The organism is Ornithinimicrobium murale (assembly GCF_003352835.1).
GTDB lineage: Bacteria > Actinomycetota > Actinomycetes > Actinomycetales > Dermatophilaceae > Ornithinicoccus > Ornithinicoccus muralis.
On record NZ_QLVD01000023.1, the window covers coordinates 432,190 to 449,997 of the forward strand.

A 17,808-nucleotide genomic window follows, 5' to 3' on the forward strand; every position below is an offset into this window, starting at 1 on the left:
CCCAAGGACGGGTGCGCGGCTCGTCACGAGAGGAACTCACGTCTTGTCACCCACGCACAGACCATCCCGGGTCCCCCGCCTCAGATCCCGGACCACCTGGAGCACCGGACTGGCGGCCCTGGCATCGCTTGCCCTCCCCGCCACCCTGCTCGCACCGACCGCCGCCAGCACGGTGCTCCCGGCCCGCTTCGACATCGAGCCCAGCTCCGTCCTGATCAGCGAGGTCGCGGCGGGCGGGCCGGGCGCGACCTCCCAGTCCAACCGGGACGGACACAAGAACTTCATCGAGGTGACCAACTACGGCGACTCCCCCATCGACATCTCGGGGTGGCAGATCTTCCGCTGCGGTCAGGCCGGCAGCGGGTACGGCCCGCAGGCTGTCGTCGAGGACGGCACCATGCTGGAGCCGGGCGACCAGTTCACCGCCGCTGCTGCTGGCTCCGGCTATGAGGCCGATGCCTACTATGAGACCAACCTGCACTCCTTCGGCTTCGGTGCCTTCATCCAGGACGCCGACGGCCAGCGCCGCGACGCGATCGGGTTCTACCACGAGGACGTCACGACCGACTGCAAGACCAATGACGGCGAGTGGCTGCAGCGGGGGCTGCAGCACCGGCTCGACGAGTCCCACCAGCGGGTCGGCACCACCGGCGACCTCGAGGCCGACTGGGTGATCGCGCCCCGCACCGTCGACGCTCCCAACGCCACCGAACAGGATGTGCCGCGGGTCGACAACGGGCTGCGCTTCTCCGAGTTCAACAGCGGCGCTGCCAGCAGCACCCTCGACCAGTACGTCGAGATCACCAACTACGGCACCGAGCCCGTTGACATGACTGACTACCAGCTCTTCCGCTGCGGAGCGAACGGCTCCCAGTATCTTCAGGTCAGCGCCTTCCCCGAGGACGCCGTGCTCGCTCCTGGCGACAGCTACCTGGCCGCCCGCGCGAGCGGTGCCTACGCAGACCAGGCCGACGTCACCTACGGCACGTCCATGCACTGGCGCGACTTCGGCGTGGTCCTGTTCACCCCGCAGGAGGAGATCGTCGACCGCGCGGGCGCCTACTCCAACCGCAACTCCCCGTGCACCGACGGCCAGCCGATCAGCGAGCGGCTCAACCACTTCGACTCCACCACCTATCAGCGGGTCAGCGACACCGGCGACAACAACGCCGACTTCATCGTGACCACCACCCGCACACCGGGCGTCGAGGACGCGAGCACCGACTACGCCCCGGCACCCAGCTTCGCTGGCTTCCAGGACGTGCGGATCAGCGAGGTCGTGGGAGCCGGACCGGCCGGCGGCAACGACGAGTTCTTCGAGCTCGGCAACTATGGCGACCAACCCGTCGACCTCTCCGGGTGGAGTGCCTACCGCTGCTACGGCACCGGCCAGCCCGGAGTCGGGGCCAACGCCCAGATCGCCGACCTCGGCGAGGTGACCCTGCAGCCCGGCGAGGTCTACCTCGGGGTCGCGGCCGGTGCTCCCGCAGCACTGCTCGACCTCGCCGACGGCACCTACCCCACCGGTCTGAACCAGACCGACGGCTACGGCATGTACATCACCGACGCCGAGGGGTCCCTGGTCGACGCGTTCGCGTCCTATGACATCAATGACGACCACTACACGCCCTGCAGACTGGGCGAGCAGGCGCGCAACTGGACCAAGACCGACCAGGGCGAGAGCTACACGAGGGCGCAGTTCCTCGGGGACAACGAGCTCGACTTCGTGGTCGCTCCCCGGTCGCCAGGCGTGCTGGAGGACGCGGCCTATGTCGACCCGACCCTGCCGCTGGAGGGCGAGCTCGACCCGGTCTCCGTCGACACCAACCACGTGCCCGGCACTCCAGCCGTGGAGGGCGAGGGGTCAGCCGTGACCCTCACGACCGCCGACGAAGCCGGCTCCACACTGGACATCGAGGTGCGCGCCGCCGACCTGCTCAGCACCGAGGGGGCGGTCGTGCACGCCGGCAGCAGCGACGTGCCGGTCCCCACCACCCTCGTGGGCGCCGACGAGCAGCCCGTCGAGGACATCCAGGCTCCGGGCGTCGAGGGCACCACGGGGGCCTACCCGTACCTGCGTCTCGAGGTCCCGGCCGAGGGCGAGAGCGAGTTCGTCTGGTCCGGCACGGCCGAGCAGCGCAACGAGCTCCAGCTCCTCGTCTGGCAGCCCGAGCAGGAGACGTGGCGCACCGCCGACGCCGGGGTCCCTTCAGCGGACGGTGACCTCACCCTCACGGCCCAGCTGGCCACCTCCGAGACCGCCGGCGACACGGCATACGTCATGGTCATCGACGGGCCCCGCACCCAGGGCGGGCTCCTCGACGAGATCGGGGTGACCGACCAGGCGTTCGCCGACCCCGGCAGCTATGACGTGGCCATCAACCACATGACCGACACCCAGTTCGTCGCCGAGGGCTTCCGGGACGTCTACCGCCAGATGGCGACCTGGGTGGTGGCCAACGCCGACGCCCGCAAGATCGGCTACAACTCCCACACCGGCGACATCATCGAGAACTGGATGAACGGCAACCACGCCTCGGAGCGTGCCCACCGGGAGTACCAGGCTGCCCAGGACATCATGACGCTCATCAACGAGGCGGACGTGCCCAACGGGATCCTGCCGGGCAACCACGACAACATGTGGGGCCACGACAACGACCGCTACAACGAGTACTTCCCGGTGGAGATGTATGAGGACAAGCCGTGGTACGGCGAGGCCTGGGCCGAGGGCGACAACTCCGCGCACACCGACTTCTTCTCGGCGGCGGGGCTGGACTTTATGGTGGTGTCGCTGCCCTACCGCCCGACGCTGGAGCAGATGGACTGGGCCTCGGAGCAGGCGGCTGCGCATCCCGACCACAACGTGGTGCTGGCGACGCACTCCTACCTGCACACCAGCGGGGTGCGGGACAACAGCGACCTGCGCTACCAGGGCAACGCCGATGACATGTGGGAGCGCGTGGTCGCCCCCAACGACAACGTCTTCCTGGTCTTCGGCGGGCACTACCACGGCACATCGACCTACATCGCCGACCCGGTGACCGGCGAGCGCTCGCCCGTCAAACAGGTCGCCGGCGGTGCGACGGCGGTCGAGAACGTCGGCGCCAACGGACGGACCGTCGTGGAGATGCTGGCCGACTACCAGGGCTACCGCTCCACGCTGCTGGACGACCCGACCGTGGTGCGCAGTGACCTGCTGGATCGGGACACCGGCTTCCAGCGGCTCCTGCAGCTCGACATCGACGCCTCGCTGATGGCCGTCAACGCCTACTCCCCGACGCTGGACAGCTTCGAGGCATGGCGCTATGACGAGCCGGCGTTCCGCGGGGACGCCGCACGCTATGACAACACCGACGACGAGTTCGTCGTCGGGGTGCACCTGCTGCGCTCCACGGACATCACCTCGACGGGGTGGGCGCTGACCGCGCCATCCACGGTCGTCACCACGGCGTCGACGACGCCGGGTGCGGAGGTCGCGGTGGACCTGCCGGAGTCGGGCACCGACCAACTCTGGTATGCCGAGGTGTCGGATGCGGACGGCAACGTCGTCCACTCCGTGCCGACCGTGCTCGACGGCGCGGCGGTGGACCCGGTCGAGGGCCTGGACGCGCTGGAGGAGTCGTTGGAGGGCTACGTGGCCTCCGGTGACGTCGCTGGGCCGATCGCCCACCAGCTGGGCAACGCCCTGGGCCAGGCTCAGCACCACCTGGCCGGGGGTCGCCCGAGCCAGGCCGGCTCGGCCCTGGACCGCTTCGTGCGCCACCTGGACGACCCGAAGCGTCCGGACACCCTCACCGACGAGGCCCGGGACGACCTGCGGGCTCAGGCGCTCGCGGTCCTGGACCAGCTCGGCTGACGCACCCACAACAAACGCCCCGGTGCTGACCTGTTACCAGGTCAGCACCGGGGCGTTCTGCTTTGGGTCACAGGTCGAGGTTGAGCGTGCTCAGCCCGCCCTTCGGCTCGTGCGGGGTGACCTCGTCGCCATCGACGACCCCGACGCCCTCGATCGTTGCCCCATCGGCCAGCGTGCTGGGGTTGAGTCCGAGCACCATCAGCGGCGTGCCGTTCAACTGTGTGGTGGCGAGCGCCGCGTCCACCGGCAGCCACGCACCGGCACTCTGGACGCGGAGGTCAGCCGCCTCTGCCCCCGGCTCCCAGCCGGGCACCACCACGATCTGGCCGCCGCCGATCGCGCCGACCACAGCCCGGCCGCCCTCGAGCTCCTCGTCCGGGATGACCGCGGTCTCGCCCGGTCCGAGGAAGAGCTGCAGCCCGTCCGGCCTGGCGTCCACCTGCACGCTCTTGCCGCCGGCCGAGATGACGTCGGCTCTGGCCGCATAGCCGCGCAGGTTGTGCTCCTTCCCATCGAGCGAGAAGTGAATCGACGGGGCGTAGGTGCTCGTCGGATCAGAAGCGAGAACCGCGGTGTGCTGACCCACTTCCGCCTGCAGCTGCATCACCCCCTCGGCTGGCGCCTTCAGGTCCGCTCCGGGTGGGAGCAGCCCGAGAGAGGCATTCGGCAGCACCGGGCCGGAGCCTGTCGCAGTGGTCGCCGATTCAGCAGTCACCCAACCTGTCATTCCGCTGTCAGCCCTCAGCGGGACCACAGCCCCTGAGTTGTCCTGTGGGGCCAGCCGGTCGTCGGCAGTGCCCCAGAGTCCACGGGCCTCGTCGACCATGACGACCACGGTCGAGTCGCCTATCGGGAAGGCGGCACTGCTCACGTTTGCTCCGCTGGCCGCGTGACCGGCATCCTTGCTGAACCAGTAGAGCTCCTGGAGCTCGCCGGTCGCGCCGGGGACGAACTCAGCCACCGCATACTTGAGCTCGCCGCCACCCACCTCGATCGAGCTGCCCTGGCCGGCCTCGGAGCCCGGCGACCACACCGGCACCTCGCCGATGCTGCCGGTGGGTCGCTCCCAGGCCGCGACGGAGACACCCTCGGCACGGAAGATCATGACCTCGCCAGGCCCGTCCTGCGCCGGGATCGGCTCGAGCTCCGTGCCGTCCCGGGTGAGGACCAGCTCCGGCAGCGCATCGCCCTCGCTGCTGCGCAGCTCGCCGGTCCAGTGGGTGCGGCCACCCTCACCGGGGTGCGGCTGATTGTCGAACAGGTCGACATCCACCCCGTCGTGCCAACTGATCGCGGCCGGGGCCACGGTCTCGGGGTCGGTGAACGGGTCGAGTGGTCCCCCGACCCACAGGGCTCCGGCCAGGGCGAGCGTCGCGGTGCCCGCTCCGACCGCGGAGGCGCGACGGCGCCGCACCTTCCGGCGCCCTGCCGCCAGGATGGCCTCGGGCGCCACCCCCATCGGTGGAGACAGTTCACCGGCCCGCTCAAGCAGGCCCAGGGCACTGGTGCCCCCGTGGTCCGTGAAGTCGTCACGTTCAGACATGAGTGGGTTCTCCTTCGGTGAGAGCGGCGCGCAGCGCCGCCAGCCCGCGTGAGGTGGAGCTCTTGACGGTGCCGACCGAGACACCGAGCGTGGCCGCGGCATCCTTCTCGGACACGTCCAGGTAGTGCCGCAGGACCACACACTCGCGCTCGCGACGCGCCAACGTGTCCAGCGCACGGATGAGATCGAGGCCCAGGTCGACCCGGCCGCCAGGGCCCGGGTGGCGACCGGCGCGATGCTCCGGCACCTCACTGGTCAGCACCTCACGACGCCCCTTGCGCCACCGGTCGATGTTGAGATTGACCAGCACGCGGCGGGCGTATGCCGTGGGGTTGTCTGCCCGGGTCCGGCGCCAGTTGACGTAGACCCGAGCCAGGGTCTCCTGCACCAGCTCCTCGGCGACGTGGGAGTCGCCGCAGAGCATCCAGGCCGAGGTCAGCAGTCGCGGGGAGACTGCGTGGACGAAGTCCACGAACTCCTCCTCGTGCGCCTTCTTCATGATCTCCTCGACCTCGCCGGGTCCGCCGGTTGCGACAGACTCAACTTCTACAACGGCGGGTCATCGCCAAAGGTTGAGTCGGCGCGTCCGGGACGGCTCCTCCGCGCCCGCTCTGCCGCTGTAGTTGCCTACTCCTGGCCCGCGGTGAGCCGGACAGCCTGGGCCACGACATCCACCAGCTGTCCGGTGCGGTCGAAGGTCGTCCGCTGCACGTCGGCGCCACTCCCCTCGGCACGGATACGCTCCAGCCCGGCCTCTACCCGCGGCCAGTCACCGTTGGCCTGCAGGGCAGGACGGATCCACTCGAGCAGCGCGTCCACCACCTCCCAGGCAGACCGCGGCCGGAAGGTGAGCGGGTCCAGGAGGTCACCGGTCATTCCGTGCCGGCTGGCCTGGAAGGACGCCAGGCCGACCATGATCGTCGACACCTCAGGTGCTGGGTGTCCTGCGGCCCACTCCGCTGCCGCGGTCTCCACCAGACCCCGGGCCAGTGCCGCCAGCACCACAGTGTCGTCGACGCGGAGGCAGACATCGGGGCTGCGGATCTCCACCGTCGGGTAGCGCTGCGACAGGCGGGCGTCGAAGTAGACCATGCCCTCATCGAGCAGCACGGTCGAGGCGGTCATGTCCCTGACGAGCTGGTGATAGGCCCTCGCAGACCCGGTCAGCGGTGTCGGCCCGCTCGAGGGCCAGGCCCGCATGACCTGGCTGCGCCAGCTCTGAAAGCCACTGTCCTCGCCGTCTGTGAAAGGAGAGTTGGCGCTCAGGGCAAGGAGCACCGGGAGCCAGGACCGGATGCGATCCAGGACACCCACCGCCTCCTCGTCAGACTCGATGGAGACGTGGATGTGTAGCCCGCAGCTGAGCTGTTCCCGGGCGACCAGCTGGTAGCGCTCCCGGATCCGCTGATAGCGCTCGCCCGCCGCTGGCGTCGGCCCGGTGGGCAGTGGTGGGCTCGCCAGTGCCGCCACCCGACAGTGCGCCTGCCGTGCCGCCGCGTCGGCCTCGCGGCGCCAGTGCCGCACCTGGTCCTCCAGATCCGCCATGAGGTGCACCGGCGCGGTGTGGGTCTCGAGCTGCTCCTGTTGGAACTCTCCCTCCAGCGCCCCTTCGTCGCCCTGGGCCGCGAGGGTCATCTCGCCCAGGGCGGGCCGGAGCACGACCTGCCCCTGCACGGACTGTGCGCGTCCGTCCCGGATATCGACGAGGAGCATCTCTTCCTCAACACCAACGGTTCTCATGCCCCGAGTCTGGGCCACCGGACTGCGCCGCGCGCGCTCAGTGACACTCAGGGCACGCTCAGCGACACTCAGGTCTGACGTCCCACAAACCCCGACTCGTAGGCGAGCACGACGACCTGCACCCGGTCACGCAGGCCGAGCTTGCCCAGGATGTGGCTGACGTGAGCCTTGACGGTCGTCTCGCCGAGAAACAGCTCGGCACCGATCTCGGCGTTGGACAGGCCGCGCGCGATCCCGGAGACGACGTCGAGCTCCCGCGCGGTCAGCGCGGAGAGTGCCTGGGGCACCCCCTCGCCCGGCGGTCGCGTGCGCACGTAGGCCTCGACGAGCCGACGGGTGACGGTCGGGGAGAACAACAGTGATCCCTCATGGACCTCACGCACGGCCCGCACGATCTCTTCCGGCTGAGCAGACTTGAGCAGGAACCCGGAGGCGCCGGCCTGCAGTGCCCCGTAGACGTAGTCGTCCAGGTCAAACATGGTCAGCATCAGGACCTTGGCCCGCACGTCCGCGGCCACCAGGCGGCGGACCCCCTCGATGCCGTCGACGCCCGGCATCTGAACGTCCATCAGCACGATGTCGGCATCCAGTGCCTGCGCGGTCCTGGCCGCCTGGGCTCCGTCGGAGGCCTCACCAACCACGGTGAGGTCCTCCTCCGCCGAGAGGACCGACCGCAGCCCGGCCCGCAACAGGGCCTGGTCGTCTGCCAGGACGATGCGAATCATGAGCTCGCCACCGGACGCTCCGCATGGTGCGGTGGGAAGCTCGCGCGCAGCTCGAAGCCCCCGTCCGTCGCCGCGACGGACAGCTCACCCTGCCGCTCCCCGAGCAGCTCGCGCAGCCCGCGCAGTCCGAGGCCGAGTCCCATCACCGAGGGCACGCCACCATCCTGCCCCGGATGTGGGCGGGCGGGGCCGTTGTTCACTCGGGCCAGGACATGGTCGGCATCCACCCGAACCTGCACCCGCACCTGACTCCCGGGGGCATGACGGACGGCGTTGGCCAGCCCCTCCCGCACGATGCGCAGCAGCAACACGACGTCCTTGGACGCCATTGGCGCCGTGATGTCCACCGTCGTGCTGACCCGAGCACCGGTGCGCCGGGCCGCAGTCACCAGCGGGGCGATCGCCTCGGTGATCGCGCCCGGGTCGGAGCGCTCACCCGGCCCCTGCGCTGTCGCCACTCCCGGTGCGGGCGAGGTGCACATCGCCTGCAACTCGGCAGCTGCCTCCTGCCCGATGTCGACGATGGCGTCGAGCGCCGTGCGGGCTGCCCCGGGGTCGCGTTCTCGAAGCACCCGAGCTGCGTTGGCCTGCATCATCATCGTGCCGACAGCGTGACTCGCCGCATCGTGGAGGTCACGCGCCAGATGCAGCCGGGCCCGGGAGACCGCGTGCCGTTCGGCCTCGGCGATCTCGGCCTGCCGCAGGTGCACCAGATCCAACGAGGCCGTCTCCACCGCGTGATGTCCCGCCCAGACGGCCGCGGCACCGAACGGGAGCGCCTCCATCGCCAGGTAGATCGGCAGGTAGTAGGGCGTGTCGATAAAGACCAGGTAGCCGAGGGTCATTGTGAAGATGACCCAGGCCCCGAGGACCCGTCTGGTGCCGGCCTGTCCCGCTGCCCAGGAGAGCGCCACGGCAGCGATGATCAGCCACAGGCCGTCACGCCCCACCTGCGCGAGGCCAGCGACGGACCCGAGGACCAGGACGAGAGCGGCCCCGAGCAGAGCCACCTCGGGCCAGCGGTCGCGGATCACGACGGCCACCATCAGGGGCAGCACGATGAAGAGCACGAACTCGGGCGCGGGAAGTGCCAGGTCGTCGACCTCACGCAGGGCAGCGAGCATGAACGGCATGGTCACCACGTCCAGCAGCATGAGCGCGGCCGGACCGCCCAGCGTCAGGGCCTGTCGCCACCCGCCAGAGTCCTCCGGAGCCGGTGCCGGGAGCAGCTGCTCCACGTCCAGGGCCCCCTCGTCCAGGGTCTCCGGCTCCCCGGTGCCTGCTGGCCCGGCGGGCTCGTCCCGCAGCAGCACCAGGAGCGCCCGGAGCCGTTGGGTCGCCTCCTCCCCCGTGCGATGGATCGCCTCGATCACGGCTGGCTCGAGTGACTCCCGGGCCGCCGTCGCGTGCACCGTCATCCGTCCCACCGCGTGACCGATGACGCCTAGCGCCGACGCGGCCACCTCGTCGCGCTCGGCGGCTGCCGCCTGGCGGGCGAGGGCCGCGGCGTCCACGCCCGCTAGCCGTCGGGCGTCCTCGACCGCGGCACGTCGTCGGGCGTCCCGCACCCGCACTCTGAACCCGAACCACCAGGGCAGCACCAGCAGCAGGCCGCCGAAGATGATGCTGGCCAGATCCCACCGAGCCGGTCCTGCCGTGCTCAGGATCAGGACCGGGACCGCAAGGGCGCTCCAGGGCGGGGCCACCAGGTAGCCGACGGTGACCAGCACGATGAACAGCGGACCCAACGGGGCCGGGTTCTGTGTCCCGATCCCGAGCAGACCGAGGGCCGCCAGGCCGCCCGCCGTGAGCACCAACCCGGGCCAGGGCGTCTGGGTCGTGACCCACGTGGCAGCGCCCAGGTAGGCAGCCAGGCCGACGCACAGCAGGTACCGCGGTGGCCAGGCGACCGACAACAGCCCCCACACCCACGCGAAACTCGCGGCGGTCATCCACCACGACGCACGACGCGACAGGCACTGCATGGTGTGAGCGTAAGTGAGCAGCGGCGCGCTGCCCAGGGTCCTGGGTCGGTGCCTGATCCTCCCTACGACGGTTCTGCGGCGCGCCACGCCCCGGTGCGGGCGTCGATCAGGTGCGCCACGGCATACCCGATCCAGAACAGGGCGAGCGTCAGCAGAGCCGCACCGGGGAGATAGGCCCAGTCCGGCCACGCCGCCGCGATGGGGCGGTCGCGCAGATAGAAGTAGTTGCCGCCGGTGAGCGCATTGGCCAGCAGAGCGACCGCGTAGTAGACCAGGAACCACCCGAACGCCCTCCACAGGGCCGGGACGGTCGGCCGCCATCCCTCGGTGAGCCAGGCGAAGATCGGCAGGAGCAGGGTGACCGCGTGGTTGATCCAGAAGCTCCAGCCCAGGACGTTGTCAACCGGCTGGATCTGCTGGGGATAGCTGAAGCTCGCGTAGGCGTAGAGACCGAGGAAGAAGGCCACGTCCAGCGCCGGGCGCCACCGAGTCAGCAACCACACGAGTCCGAGCAGGATCGCGATCCGGCAGGAGTGCAGCGGCAGTGCCTCATCGACCCCAGCCCCCTGGACGGCATAGGTGGCATAGAGGGTGGTCTGCTGGATGATGACGATGACCGCGACCACCCGGCGCACCGCGGCAGCGTGCCTGCGCACCCACCCGCGACCACCGACCAGCAGGACGGCCACGCCCAGCAAGAGGGTGACGTAGACCAGGTGGTCGGTGCCGCCGATGCTGATCCACCCCGGATCCGCGTCGAAGAATCCTCCTCGGGTCGATCCCATCCGTCCTCGTCCTGGCAGTCCGGTCGGCCCGGCGGGCCCGCTCGGCACAGACTAATGTGCGGTGGTCGGCCCAGCAGGTAGGGCGGTGCGCCGTGAGTGCGGCGGTCATTAAGATGTCAACCGGAATCGGAGGGGACATGGAAGTCCAGTGGTGGAGCATCCTGCCGTTCGTGGCCATGCTCGGGACGATCGCCCTCGCCCCACTCATCCCGGCGACGGCCGAGGCGTGGGAGAAGCAGCGGGTCCAGTTGTTGGTCGCGCTCGTGCTCGGCGTGCCGGTGGCCCTGTGGTTCATCATCGGCGGCGACACCTCGGCCGTGGTGCACGCCCTGATCGAGTACGGCCAGTTCATCTCGCTGCTGCTCGCGCTGTTCATCGTCTCCGGCGGCATCTTCCTCAAGGGGGATATCGAGGCGACACCGCGCAACAACACCCTGTTCCTGGCCTTCGGCGGCACCATCGCCTCGTTTATCGGCACGACCGGCGCGGCCATGCTGCTCATCCGCCCACTGCTCAACACCAACCACGAGCGGAAGTACCGCGTCCACACGGTGGTCTTCACGATCTTCGTCGTGGCCAACTGTGGTGGGCTGCTGACACCGCTGGGTGACCCACCGCTGTTCCTGGGCATGCTCCGCGGGGTGCCGTTCACGTGGACCTTCGGGCTGTGGCCGATGTGGCTGTTCGTCAACATCCTGCTGCTGGCGACGTACTTCGCCCTGGACTCCAAGTACCACGCCAAGGAGAGCCCTGAGGCGCTCCGGATGGACCGGACCCAGCAGACCAAGCTCGGGGTCAAGGGCACCGTCAACTTCGCCTACCTGGCGGTCATCGTCGGCGCCGTCGCCCTCGCCCCCTCGATCGACATCCACGCCATCGAGGAGGGTCACGCGGGCTTCCTGGACTGGGTCCCGGTCCGCGAGATCGTGATGCTCGGCATCGCGGCCGTCTCCTACTTCACCGGCGACAAGGTCGCCCGTTTCCAGGACAACAAGTTCAAGTGGGGCCCCATCCTCGAGGTCGCCGCGATCTTCATCGGCATCTTCCTGACGATGATCCCCGCCCTGAAGTACCTCTCCCAGCTCGCACCGAAGCTGCCGCTCAGCGAGGTCACCTTCTTCATCTTCACCGGAGGCCTGTCCTCGGTCCTGGACAACGCCCCGACCTATGTGACCTTCTTCGAGATGGCCGCCGAGCTGGGCGGGGACCCGTCCGTGGCGGACACGGGCATCTACGAGCCCTACCTGATCGCCATCAGCCTCGGTGCGGTCTTCTGCGGTGCGCTGACCTATATCGGCAACGGTCCCAACTTCATGGTCAAGGCCGTGGCCGACGGTGCGGGGGTGACCATGCCCACGTTCGGCGGCTATGTGGCGCAGGCGTTCATCTACCTGGTGCCCACCTTGGCCGCGATGGTGCTGATCTTCGTCGCCAACGGCCTGTGGACCACGGTGGTCGGGCTCGTGATCACGGCCGCCATCCTCGTCCGGGCGGTCCTGGCTGCTCGTGCGCACGAGCATCCGGTGGCCGTGGCCGACAAGGAGACCGAGCGCAGCAGCTAGCCGTCACCGCACGTCAGCGTGCGGAGGAGACCGCCGCGCCGTCAGTCAGTCCCTGCTCCGCGAGGTCGTAGGCAACCGAGTCGGCGATCGACCGCGGCGTCAGCCCAAAGGTCGTCTGGGCTGCCGAGGAGTCGAGGAGGAACGGTCGCTCGAACTGGTGCCGGGTCTCGCGCAGTTCACGCAAAAGCGGCACGACCACCCCAGCCGCCCGGATCACCGACCACGGCACCTCGCGCACCGTGAGCGGCACCGCCAACTGGTCGGCCGCCACCGCACTGAGCTCACGCAGGGTGAGCGGTTCGGCGCTCGGCACGTGCCAGGCCCGCCCCCAGGCCCGCTCGTCCCGCGCACCCGTGGCCAACAGCCTGGCGACGTCCCGGACGTCGGTCCAGCTGTGCGCGATATCCAGCGGCGCAGGGACCCAGGCGGTCCGCCTCCTCGCCAGGGCCGGTGCGATCATTCCGAGCAGGGAGCTGCCGCCGACGTAGTCACTGCCCCGCACCTCGAAGGCCCGGACCCGCCCGGCATCGTGTGCCGCCAGGGCCTGCGTCCACATCGCGGCGCGGACCCGGCCCTTCGTGCCGGTCGCGGCCAGCGGTGTGGCCTCGGTCATCGGCGCGCTCACCGCGCCGTAGCCATAGAGGTTGCTCGTCGTCGCGAGCACGGCACCGTGCTGCTCGGCCGCGCGCAACAGAGCGGCCGCCATCGGAGGCCAGTCGCTGGCCCAGCGGTGGTATGGCGGGTTGATGCAGTTGTAGATCGCCTCGGCGCCCTCCGTCACGGCGAGCACCCGGCTGGCGTCCGAGGCATCTGCCGCAACCGGATCGGTTCCGGCCAGGCCGGACCCGCTGCGGGTGATCACCCGCACCGTCTCGCCGTGCTCGAGCAGCTCCCGTGCCAGGGCATTCCCGACCGGACCTGCTCCGAAGATCACGTGTGTTCCCATGCGGCACCTTCTCTCGACTGAGTGAGAGCATCGCTCTCTCTTTGAGTATGCCGCATGGCTGGGCCACAAGCAAGAGCGCTGCTCTCGATGTGGTTCGGTTGCTACTCGCGTCGACCGAGTTCGGGTGCTGGGTCGGCCAGGAGCTCACGACGCTGGGCGTAGACCCCGGCCTGAAAGCGCGTGCGCACGCCGAGCCGCTCCATCAGTTCGGCCACCCTGCGGCCGACCGTCCGGCTGCTCACCCCCAGATGGCGGGCGATCGACTCGTCCTTCATCCCGGCCGACAACATGGTGAGCAGTCGCGGGTCGGCGTCGGCCTCCTCCTCGTCGAGCTCGGGCACGATGGGCACCGCCTGCTCCCAGAGCAACCAGAACATCCGCTGCAACGCGTCCAGGAGTGCACTGCTGTGCACGACCAGAGCACTGTCACCAGGCGTCTGGAGAGACAGCGGCAGCAGTGCTATCTGGCGATCGGCCACGACGAGTTTCATTGGCACATCCGCGTGGAGCCGGGACCGCTCACCCGCACGCGCCGCGCGGTAGGCCTCGTCCGTGCCCGGCCCGTGCTCGAGGGACTCCCCGGAGTAGATCCCGTGAACTGTCACGCCGGCCGCCAGCTTGGTGTGCACGGCCTCGTCGGACTCGCCGTAGTCCGCGACGTAGGGCGGCCGGTCCAGGACGAGCAGCTCCTCCCGGGCCGTGTTCAGCAGCTGGGCGAACCGGGCGGCGATCGCGCTGCGTCCGGCCAGCACCTCGATGACGCTGTCCGGCCGCAGCTGCTCCGGCGTGTGCAGCTCGGCGACCAGCTCGCGTGCCGCGGCCTGGGCGCGGTCCAGCTCGACGCGCCGCCGGGTCACGAGCACGTCCACCGCGACGTCCGGCCGGATGGGTGTCAGACGACGCGGCTGCTCCGCGCCGCTGCTGACCAGCCCCAGCTCCTCCAGGCGCCCCACCCGCGCCTGGATCACCTCTGCGTCCTGCTCCAGCCGCGCGGCCAGCTCGGGGACCGTGCTGCCCGGGTGGTGGAGCAGGGCACGGTAGGTCCCTTCCTCCTCGGGTGCGACACCCACGGCTTCCAGCACGGGGCCCTCCTGGCATGAACCGGACATGTCGACATGCCGTCACCGATGTCCCTTTATCTGCGGCTCTCACCAATCTACGGTCAGCAGCATGCCCGGACAACGACGTTTCCCCCACCTCCGCCCGCTCCTCGGCGCCGCCCTCGGCCTGACACTCGCCCTCGCACCCGCCGGGGGCTCGGCCGTTCCGTCGGCCGGTCAGCCCGCTGCTGTGACCCCGCCGGCCACCGTCGCGGCCGAGGCAACGGTCACCCTGGTGACCGGTGACCGGGTGACGGTGCATGCCCCCACCGCCCCGGGCGCGGAGCCGCAGGTCAGCGTCACCGACGCGCACGGTGCACCCTCCCGGAGCTACGCCCTGCACGAGGACGAGGACGGCCTGCACGTCATCCCCCACACCGTCACGGCACTGGTCCCCACAGTGCTGGACCCTGACCTGTTCAACATCACGCGCTTGGTCGAGCTCGGTTACGACGACGAGTCCACCGACGTGCTGCCGCTGCTGGTGCAGCACGAGAGCCCGGCGGCCCTGACGACCTCGTCGGCTCGCGTCTCCGGGCTGGACGTGGACCTGCGTCTGGACAGCATCGATGCCCTGGCCGGTGACCTCGACAAGGACGAGGCAGGGCACTTCCTCAACAGCCTGTCCGGTGTCGCCGGACCCGCGGAGCAGGACCAACCACGGACGCTGACCGACGTCGGGGTCTCGCGCGTGTGGCTGGACGGGACGGTGGAGTCCGCCGCCCTCGACCACTACCTCGGCCAGGTGGCCGCCCCGGCAGCCTGGGATCTGGACCTGGACGGCGAGGGCATCACCATCGCTGTGCTGGACAGTGGCGTCGATGCCGAGCATCCCGACCTGACGGGCCAGGTCGTCGCGGAGGAGAACTTCACCGACGCGCCCGATGCGACGGACCGACACGGCCACGGCACGCATGTCGCCTCGCTGGCCGCGGGGAGCGGTGCTGGCAACGACGGACAACGGCAGGGCGTTGCCCCCGGTGCGGACCTCATCTCTGGCAAGGTGCTCGGCGACGCCGGCGAGGGCCAGGAGTCCTGGGTGATCGCCGGCATGGAGTGGGCCGTTGACCAGGGAGCAGACGTGGTCAACCTGTCCCTGTCCGGCACGGCCGACGGTCAGAACCCCGTCGACCAGGCCCTGGAGAGCCTGGCCGCCGAGTCCGACACGCTGTTCGTCGCCGCCGCTGGCAACGCCGGCGGCCCCACGGGCGGGTCCTACTCGATCGGCACACCCGGCACCTCCCCGTCAGCCCTCACGGTGGGTGCCGTCACCGGCGCGGACGGTCTGGCGAGCTTCTCCAGCCGCGGCCCGACGTGGGGCACCTATCTGCTCAAGCCGGACCTGGTCGCCCCCGGGGTGGAACTGCTGGCCGCCCGAGCCGGCGCGCGCGATGCAGACCTCTACACCCCCATGTCCGGCACCTCGATGGCCTCCCCCGTGGTCGCGGGTGCCGCGGCCCTGCTCCGTCAGCAGCACCCGGACTGGAGCGCGCAACAGGTCAAGGCCCAGTTGATGAGCACCAGTGATGGCACCACCTGGTACAACGCGTGGAGCTACGGCGCCGGTCGCCTGGATCTCGCAGCGGCAACCTCCCACGAGCTGACCACCAGGCGTCCCTCCCTCGACCTCGGGGTGCTGCAGTGGCCGCACGAGGGCACCGTGCAGGACACCACCACGATCACCAACACCGGGCAGGACCAGGTCACCCTTGAGGCGAACGCCTTTCTCGAGGGCGAGTTGAAGCAGCCCGCCCCCGAGGGAGCCATCACGGTGTCCCCCGCGTCCGTGGTCCTGGACGCCGGCGAGTCCGCCGAGGTCACCGTGACCCTCGACCGGGATGTGCTGTGGGCGGCACCATGGCAGGGCATCCTGTCGCTGGACCCGGTCGACGGCGGCCCGGGGCTGCGGATCCCTGTCGGTGCCTACCTGGAGCAGGAGAGCTACCAGCTCGACCTGCAGGTCCTGGACGCCAACGGCGAGCCGTGGGACCCCTCGGCCGGCGCGGGTCAGATCGGGGTGGATCCCACGATCCCGATCTTCAACGGCCGGACCGGCGGCTTCGTCCGCCTCCACCCGGACGAGAACGGGCAGGTCAGCCATCGCATACCAGCCGGTGAGTGGATGGTCCTGGCCCGCGTGTACACCCCGGACGCCGAAGGCGACCAGGGGACCGTCACCGTCACCGGGACCGCAGCCCTCACGGTCGAGGAGGACACGGCATACGTGCTGGACGCCCGGGAGGGCCAGCCCCTCGGGGCGGCCACGGTGACCGACCACGCCACTGAGCCTGAGCTCGGGGTGCCCTTCATCTACAGTCGCCGGGGCGACGGCCGCGGCTACGCCGAGATCGTCTACCACGACCCACAGGCCGTCCTGGACGGCCGCGTCCGCTACACCCCCACGGCGCCGGTCGAGCACGGCACCTTCGAGGCCATCAGCCGCTGGTGGCTCGAGCCCACCGGCCCGGCCACCGGGCACGGAGCCGATGCCTACGACGTCCTCGCCAGCCGGCCAGTCCTCGACGCCGGACTCACCCCCCGGCTCACGCAGGAGGACCTCACCCACCGGATGCGCGTCCACCAGACCTTCCACCCGGTCGGGTCGGACGATTCGTATGCGGTCACTGCCAGCACCGGCATGGGGCAGATCGGCGCCCGGTTCGGCTTCGCGAAGGACGTCCCGACGCCGAGCGAGCGGGAGGTCCTGGTCGCGATGCCCGAGGACCATCTCTGGGTCGAGTGCTTCCGTGCCCTGTCCAACGACGGGCGGCAGCTGTGCTCGGACGATGTGCATGCCGAGGGTGGGAGCGCTGTGGAGCGCCCGTTCGCAGCGACGTTGCACCCGGTGCTGCGGGCGGCGTGGCACAGCGCGGACTCCATCTACGTCTCCGCCGGATTCAGCGACGGCCTGCACCACGGCTCGGCCGGCCTGAACACCGTGCAGCACTCTCGGCTGGAGCTCCAGGACGTCGACGGCACCACCCTGGACGTCCTCGAGGGCACCTACGCCTACTTCCGCGACCAGGACCAGCCTGGCACCTTCCGCCTGGTGCAGGATCTTGACCTGGTGCCCGGAGAGGTGTCCGCACTCAGCCACGTGCAGAGCGCCTGGGTGTTCCAGTCCAGGCCGCCGGAGCCTGGCGAGGGTCACGCGGTCACTCCGACCCTGCTGGACATCGACTACGGCTTCGAGCTCGCACCGGAGGGCACGGTGGGGACCCGGCCGCTATGGATGGACCTGCGGGTCACTCCCGTGACCGGGACGGCCGCGGCGGAGCGGATCACCCAGATCGAGGTGGCCGTCTCCTCCGACGACGGAGCGACCTGGCACGACCTGCGGGCACGCCGCACCAGCGACACCGGCTTCCGCGCGATGGTCAGGCCGCCTGTGCTGCGCGGCGCCGACCACCTGTCCTTCCGGGTCAACGCAGTGGACGCCACGGGCAACCAGATCGAGCAGACGACCACCCGGTTGTTGACCGTCGAGTGAGCCCTGCGCGGCGCCCGTGGGGGAACCCGCGGGCGCCGGTGCGCTCGGTGGGGTGAAACCTCCGGCGCCGACGCGC

11 protein-coding genes are annotated in these 17,808 nt (G+C 70.1%); 3 read left to right on the forward strand and 8 right to left on the reverse strand.

Going from position 1 to position 17,808, the window contains the following annotated elements; genetic code table 11:
* Positions 1-43 precede the first annotated feature (43 nt).
* The gene (locus tag DPQ65_RS11335) at positions 44-3,856 is read left to right on the forward strand and encodes a lamin tail domain-containing metallophosphoesterase family protein (protein WP_114907415.1); all 3,813 of its coding nucleotides are present in this window, start codon (positions 44-46) and stop codon (positions 3,854-3,856) included.
* 67 nt (positions 3,857-3,923) lie between these two features.
* On the opposite strand, the gene DPQ65_RS11340 is transcribed toward DPQ65_RS11335, so the two are convergent.
* From DPQ65_RS11340 to DPQ65_RS11365, 6 genes are all read right to left on the reverse strand, one after another.
* Entirely contained in the window at positions 3,924-5,399 is a 1,476-nt protein-coding gene (locus DPQ65_RS11340; RefSeq protein ID WP_114907416.1) for a hypothetical protein, read from the reverse strand.
* Positions 5,392-5,898, reverse strand: coding sequence for a SigE family RNA polymerase sigma factor (locus tag DPQ65_RS11345; RefSeq protein WP_114907417.1), 507 nt, complete (start codon positions 5,896-5,898; stop codon positions 5,392-5,394). The genes DPQ65_RS11340 and DPQ65_RS11345 overlap by 8 nt, the downstream gene beginning before the upstream one ends.
* 128 nt (positions 5,899-6,026) lie before the next feature.
* The gene (locus DPQ65_RS11350) at positions 6,027-7,139 is read right to left on the reverse strand and encodes a carboxylate-amine ligase (protein WP_114907418.1); all 1,113 of its coding nucleotides are present in this window, start codon (positions 7,137-7,139) and stop codon (positions 6,027-6,029) included.
* A 68-nt stretch (positions 7,140-7,207) separates the two neighbouring features.
* Positions 7,208-7,864 carry a response regulator gene (locus DPQ65_RS11355; protein WP_114907419.1) on the reverse strand — a complete coding sequence of 219 codons (657 nt, stop codon included), beginning with the start codon at positions 7,862-7,864 and terminating at the stop codon, positions 7,208-7,210.
* Positions 7,861-9,849: a sensor histidine kinase gene (locus tag DPQ65_RS11360; protein WP_114907420.1), complete on the reverse strand. Its 1,989-nt coding sequence runs from the start codon at positions 9,847-9,849 to the stop codon at positions 7,861-7,863. The genes DPQ65_RS11355 and DPQ65_RS11360 overlap by 4 nt, the downstream gene beginning before the upstream one ends.
* A 62-nt stretch (positions 9,850-9,911) precedes the next feature.
* A complete protein-coding gene (locus DPQ65_RS11365) occupies positions 9,912-10,634 on the reverse strand; it encodes a YwaF family protein (protein ID WP_114907421.1) in 723 nt (240 codons plus the stop codon).
* Positions 10,635-10,771: 137 nt separating this feature from the next.
* Here DPQ65_RS11365 and DPQ65_RS11370 point away from each other — a divergent pair, with 137 nt between their 5' ends.
* A complete protein-coding gene (locus DPQ65_RS11370) occupies positions 10,772-12,196 on the forward strand; it encodes a sodium:proton antiporter (protein ID WP_114907422.1) in 1,425 nt (474 codons plus the stop codon).
* A gap of 13 nt (positions 12,197-12,209) precedes the next feature.
* Here DPQ65_RS11370 and DPQ65_RS11375 read toward each other — a convergent pair whose 3' ends face one another.
* Together DPQ65_RS11375 and DPQ65_RS11380 are read right to left on the reverse strand one after the other, a co-directional pair.
* The gene (locus tag DPQ65_RS11375) at positions 12,210-13,142 is read right to left on the reverse strand and encodes an NAD-dependent epimerase/dehydratase family protein (protein ID WP_114907423.1); all 933 of its coding nucleotides are present in this window, start codon (positions 13,140-13,142) and stop codon (positions 12,210-12,212) included.
* 101 nt (positions 13,143-13,243) lie between these two features.
* Complete coding sequence (locus DPQ65_RS11380; protein WP_114907424.1) at positions 13,244-14,224, reverse strand: helix-turn-helix transcriptional regulator; 981 nt, start codon at positions 14,222-14,224, stop codon at positions 13,244-13,246.
* Positions 14,225-14,312: 88 nt separating this feature from the next.
* Between DPQ65_RS11380 and DPQ65_RS11385 the strand changes: the two genes are divergently transcribed.
* Positions 14,313-17,732 carry a S8 family peptidase gene (locus DPQ65_RS11385; RefSeq protein ID WP_162802176.1) on the forward strand — a complete coding sequence of 1,140 codons (3,420 nt, stop codon included), beginning with the start codon at positions 14,313-14,315 and terminating at the stop codon, positions 17,730-17,732.
* Positions 17,733-17,808: the final 76 nt, after the last annotated feature.

Bases quoted from the DNA above. Each gene is read 5' to 3' on its own strand.
- DPQ65_RS11340 (WP_114907416.1), bottom strand. From the start codon at position 5,399: ATGTCTGAACGTGACGACTTCACGGACCACGGGGGCACCAGTGCCCTG.
- DPQ65_RS11345 (WP_114907417.1), bottom strand. From the start codon at position 5,898: ATGAAGAAGGCGCACGAGGAGGAGTTCGTGGACTTCGTCCACGCAGTC.
- DPQ65_RS11350 (WP_114907418.1), bottom strand. From the start codon at position 7,139: ATGAGAACCGTTGGTGTTGAGGAAGAGATGCTCCTCGTCGATATCCGG.
- DPQ65_RS11355 (WP_114907419.1), bottom strand. From the start codon at position 7,864: ATGATTCGCATCGTCCTGGCAGACGACCAGGCCCTGTTGCGGGCCGGG.
- DPQ65_RS11360 (WP_114907420.1), bottom strand. From the start codon at position 9,849: ATGCAGTGCCTGTCGCGTCGTGCGTCGTGGTGGATGACCGCCGCGAGT.
- DPQ65_RS11365 (WP_114907421.1), bottom strand. From the start codon at position 10,634: ATGGGATCGACCCGAGGAGGATTCTTCGACGCGGATCCGGGGTGGATC.
- DPQ65_RS11370 (WP_114907422.1), top strand. From the start codon at position 10,772: ATGGAAGTCCAGTGGTGGAGCATCCTGCCGTTCGTGGCCATGCTCGGG.
- DPQ65_RS11375 (WP_114907423.1), bottom strand. From the start codon at position 13,142: ATGGGAACACACGTGATCTTCGGAGCAGGTCCGGTCGGGAATGCCCTG.
- DPQ65_RS11385 (WP_162802176.1), top strand. From the start codon at position 14,313: ATGCCCGGACAACGACGTTTCCCCCACCTCCGCCCGCTCCTCGGCGCC.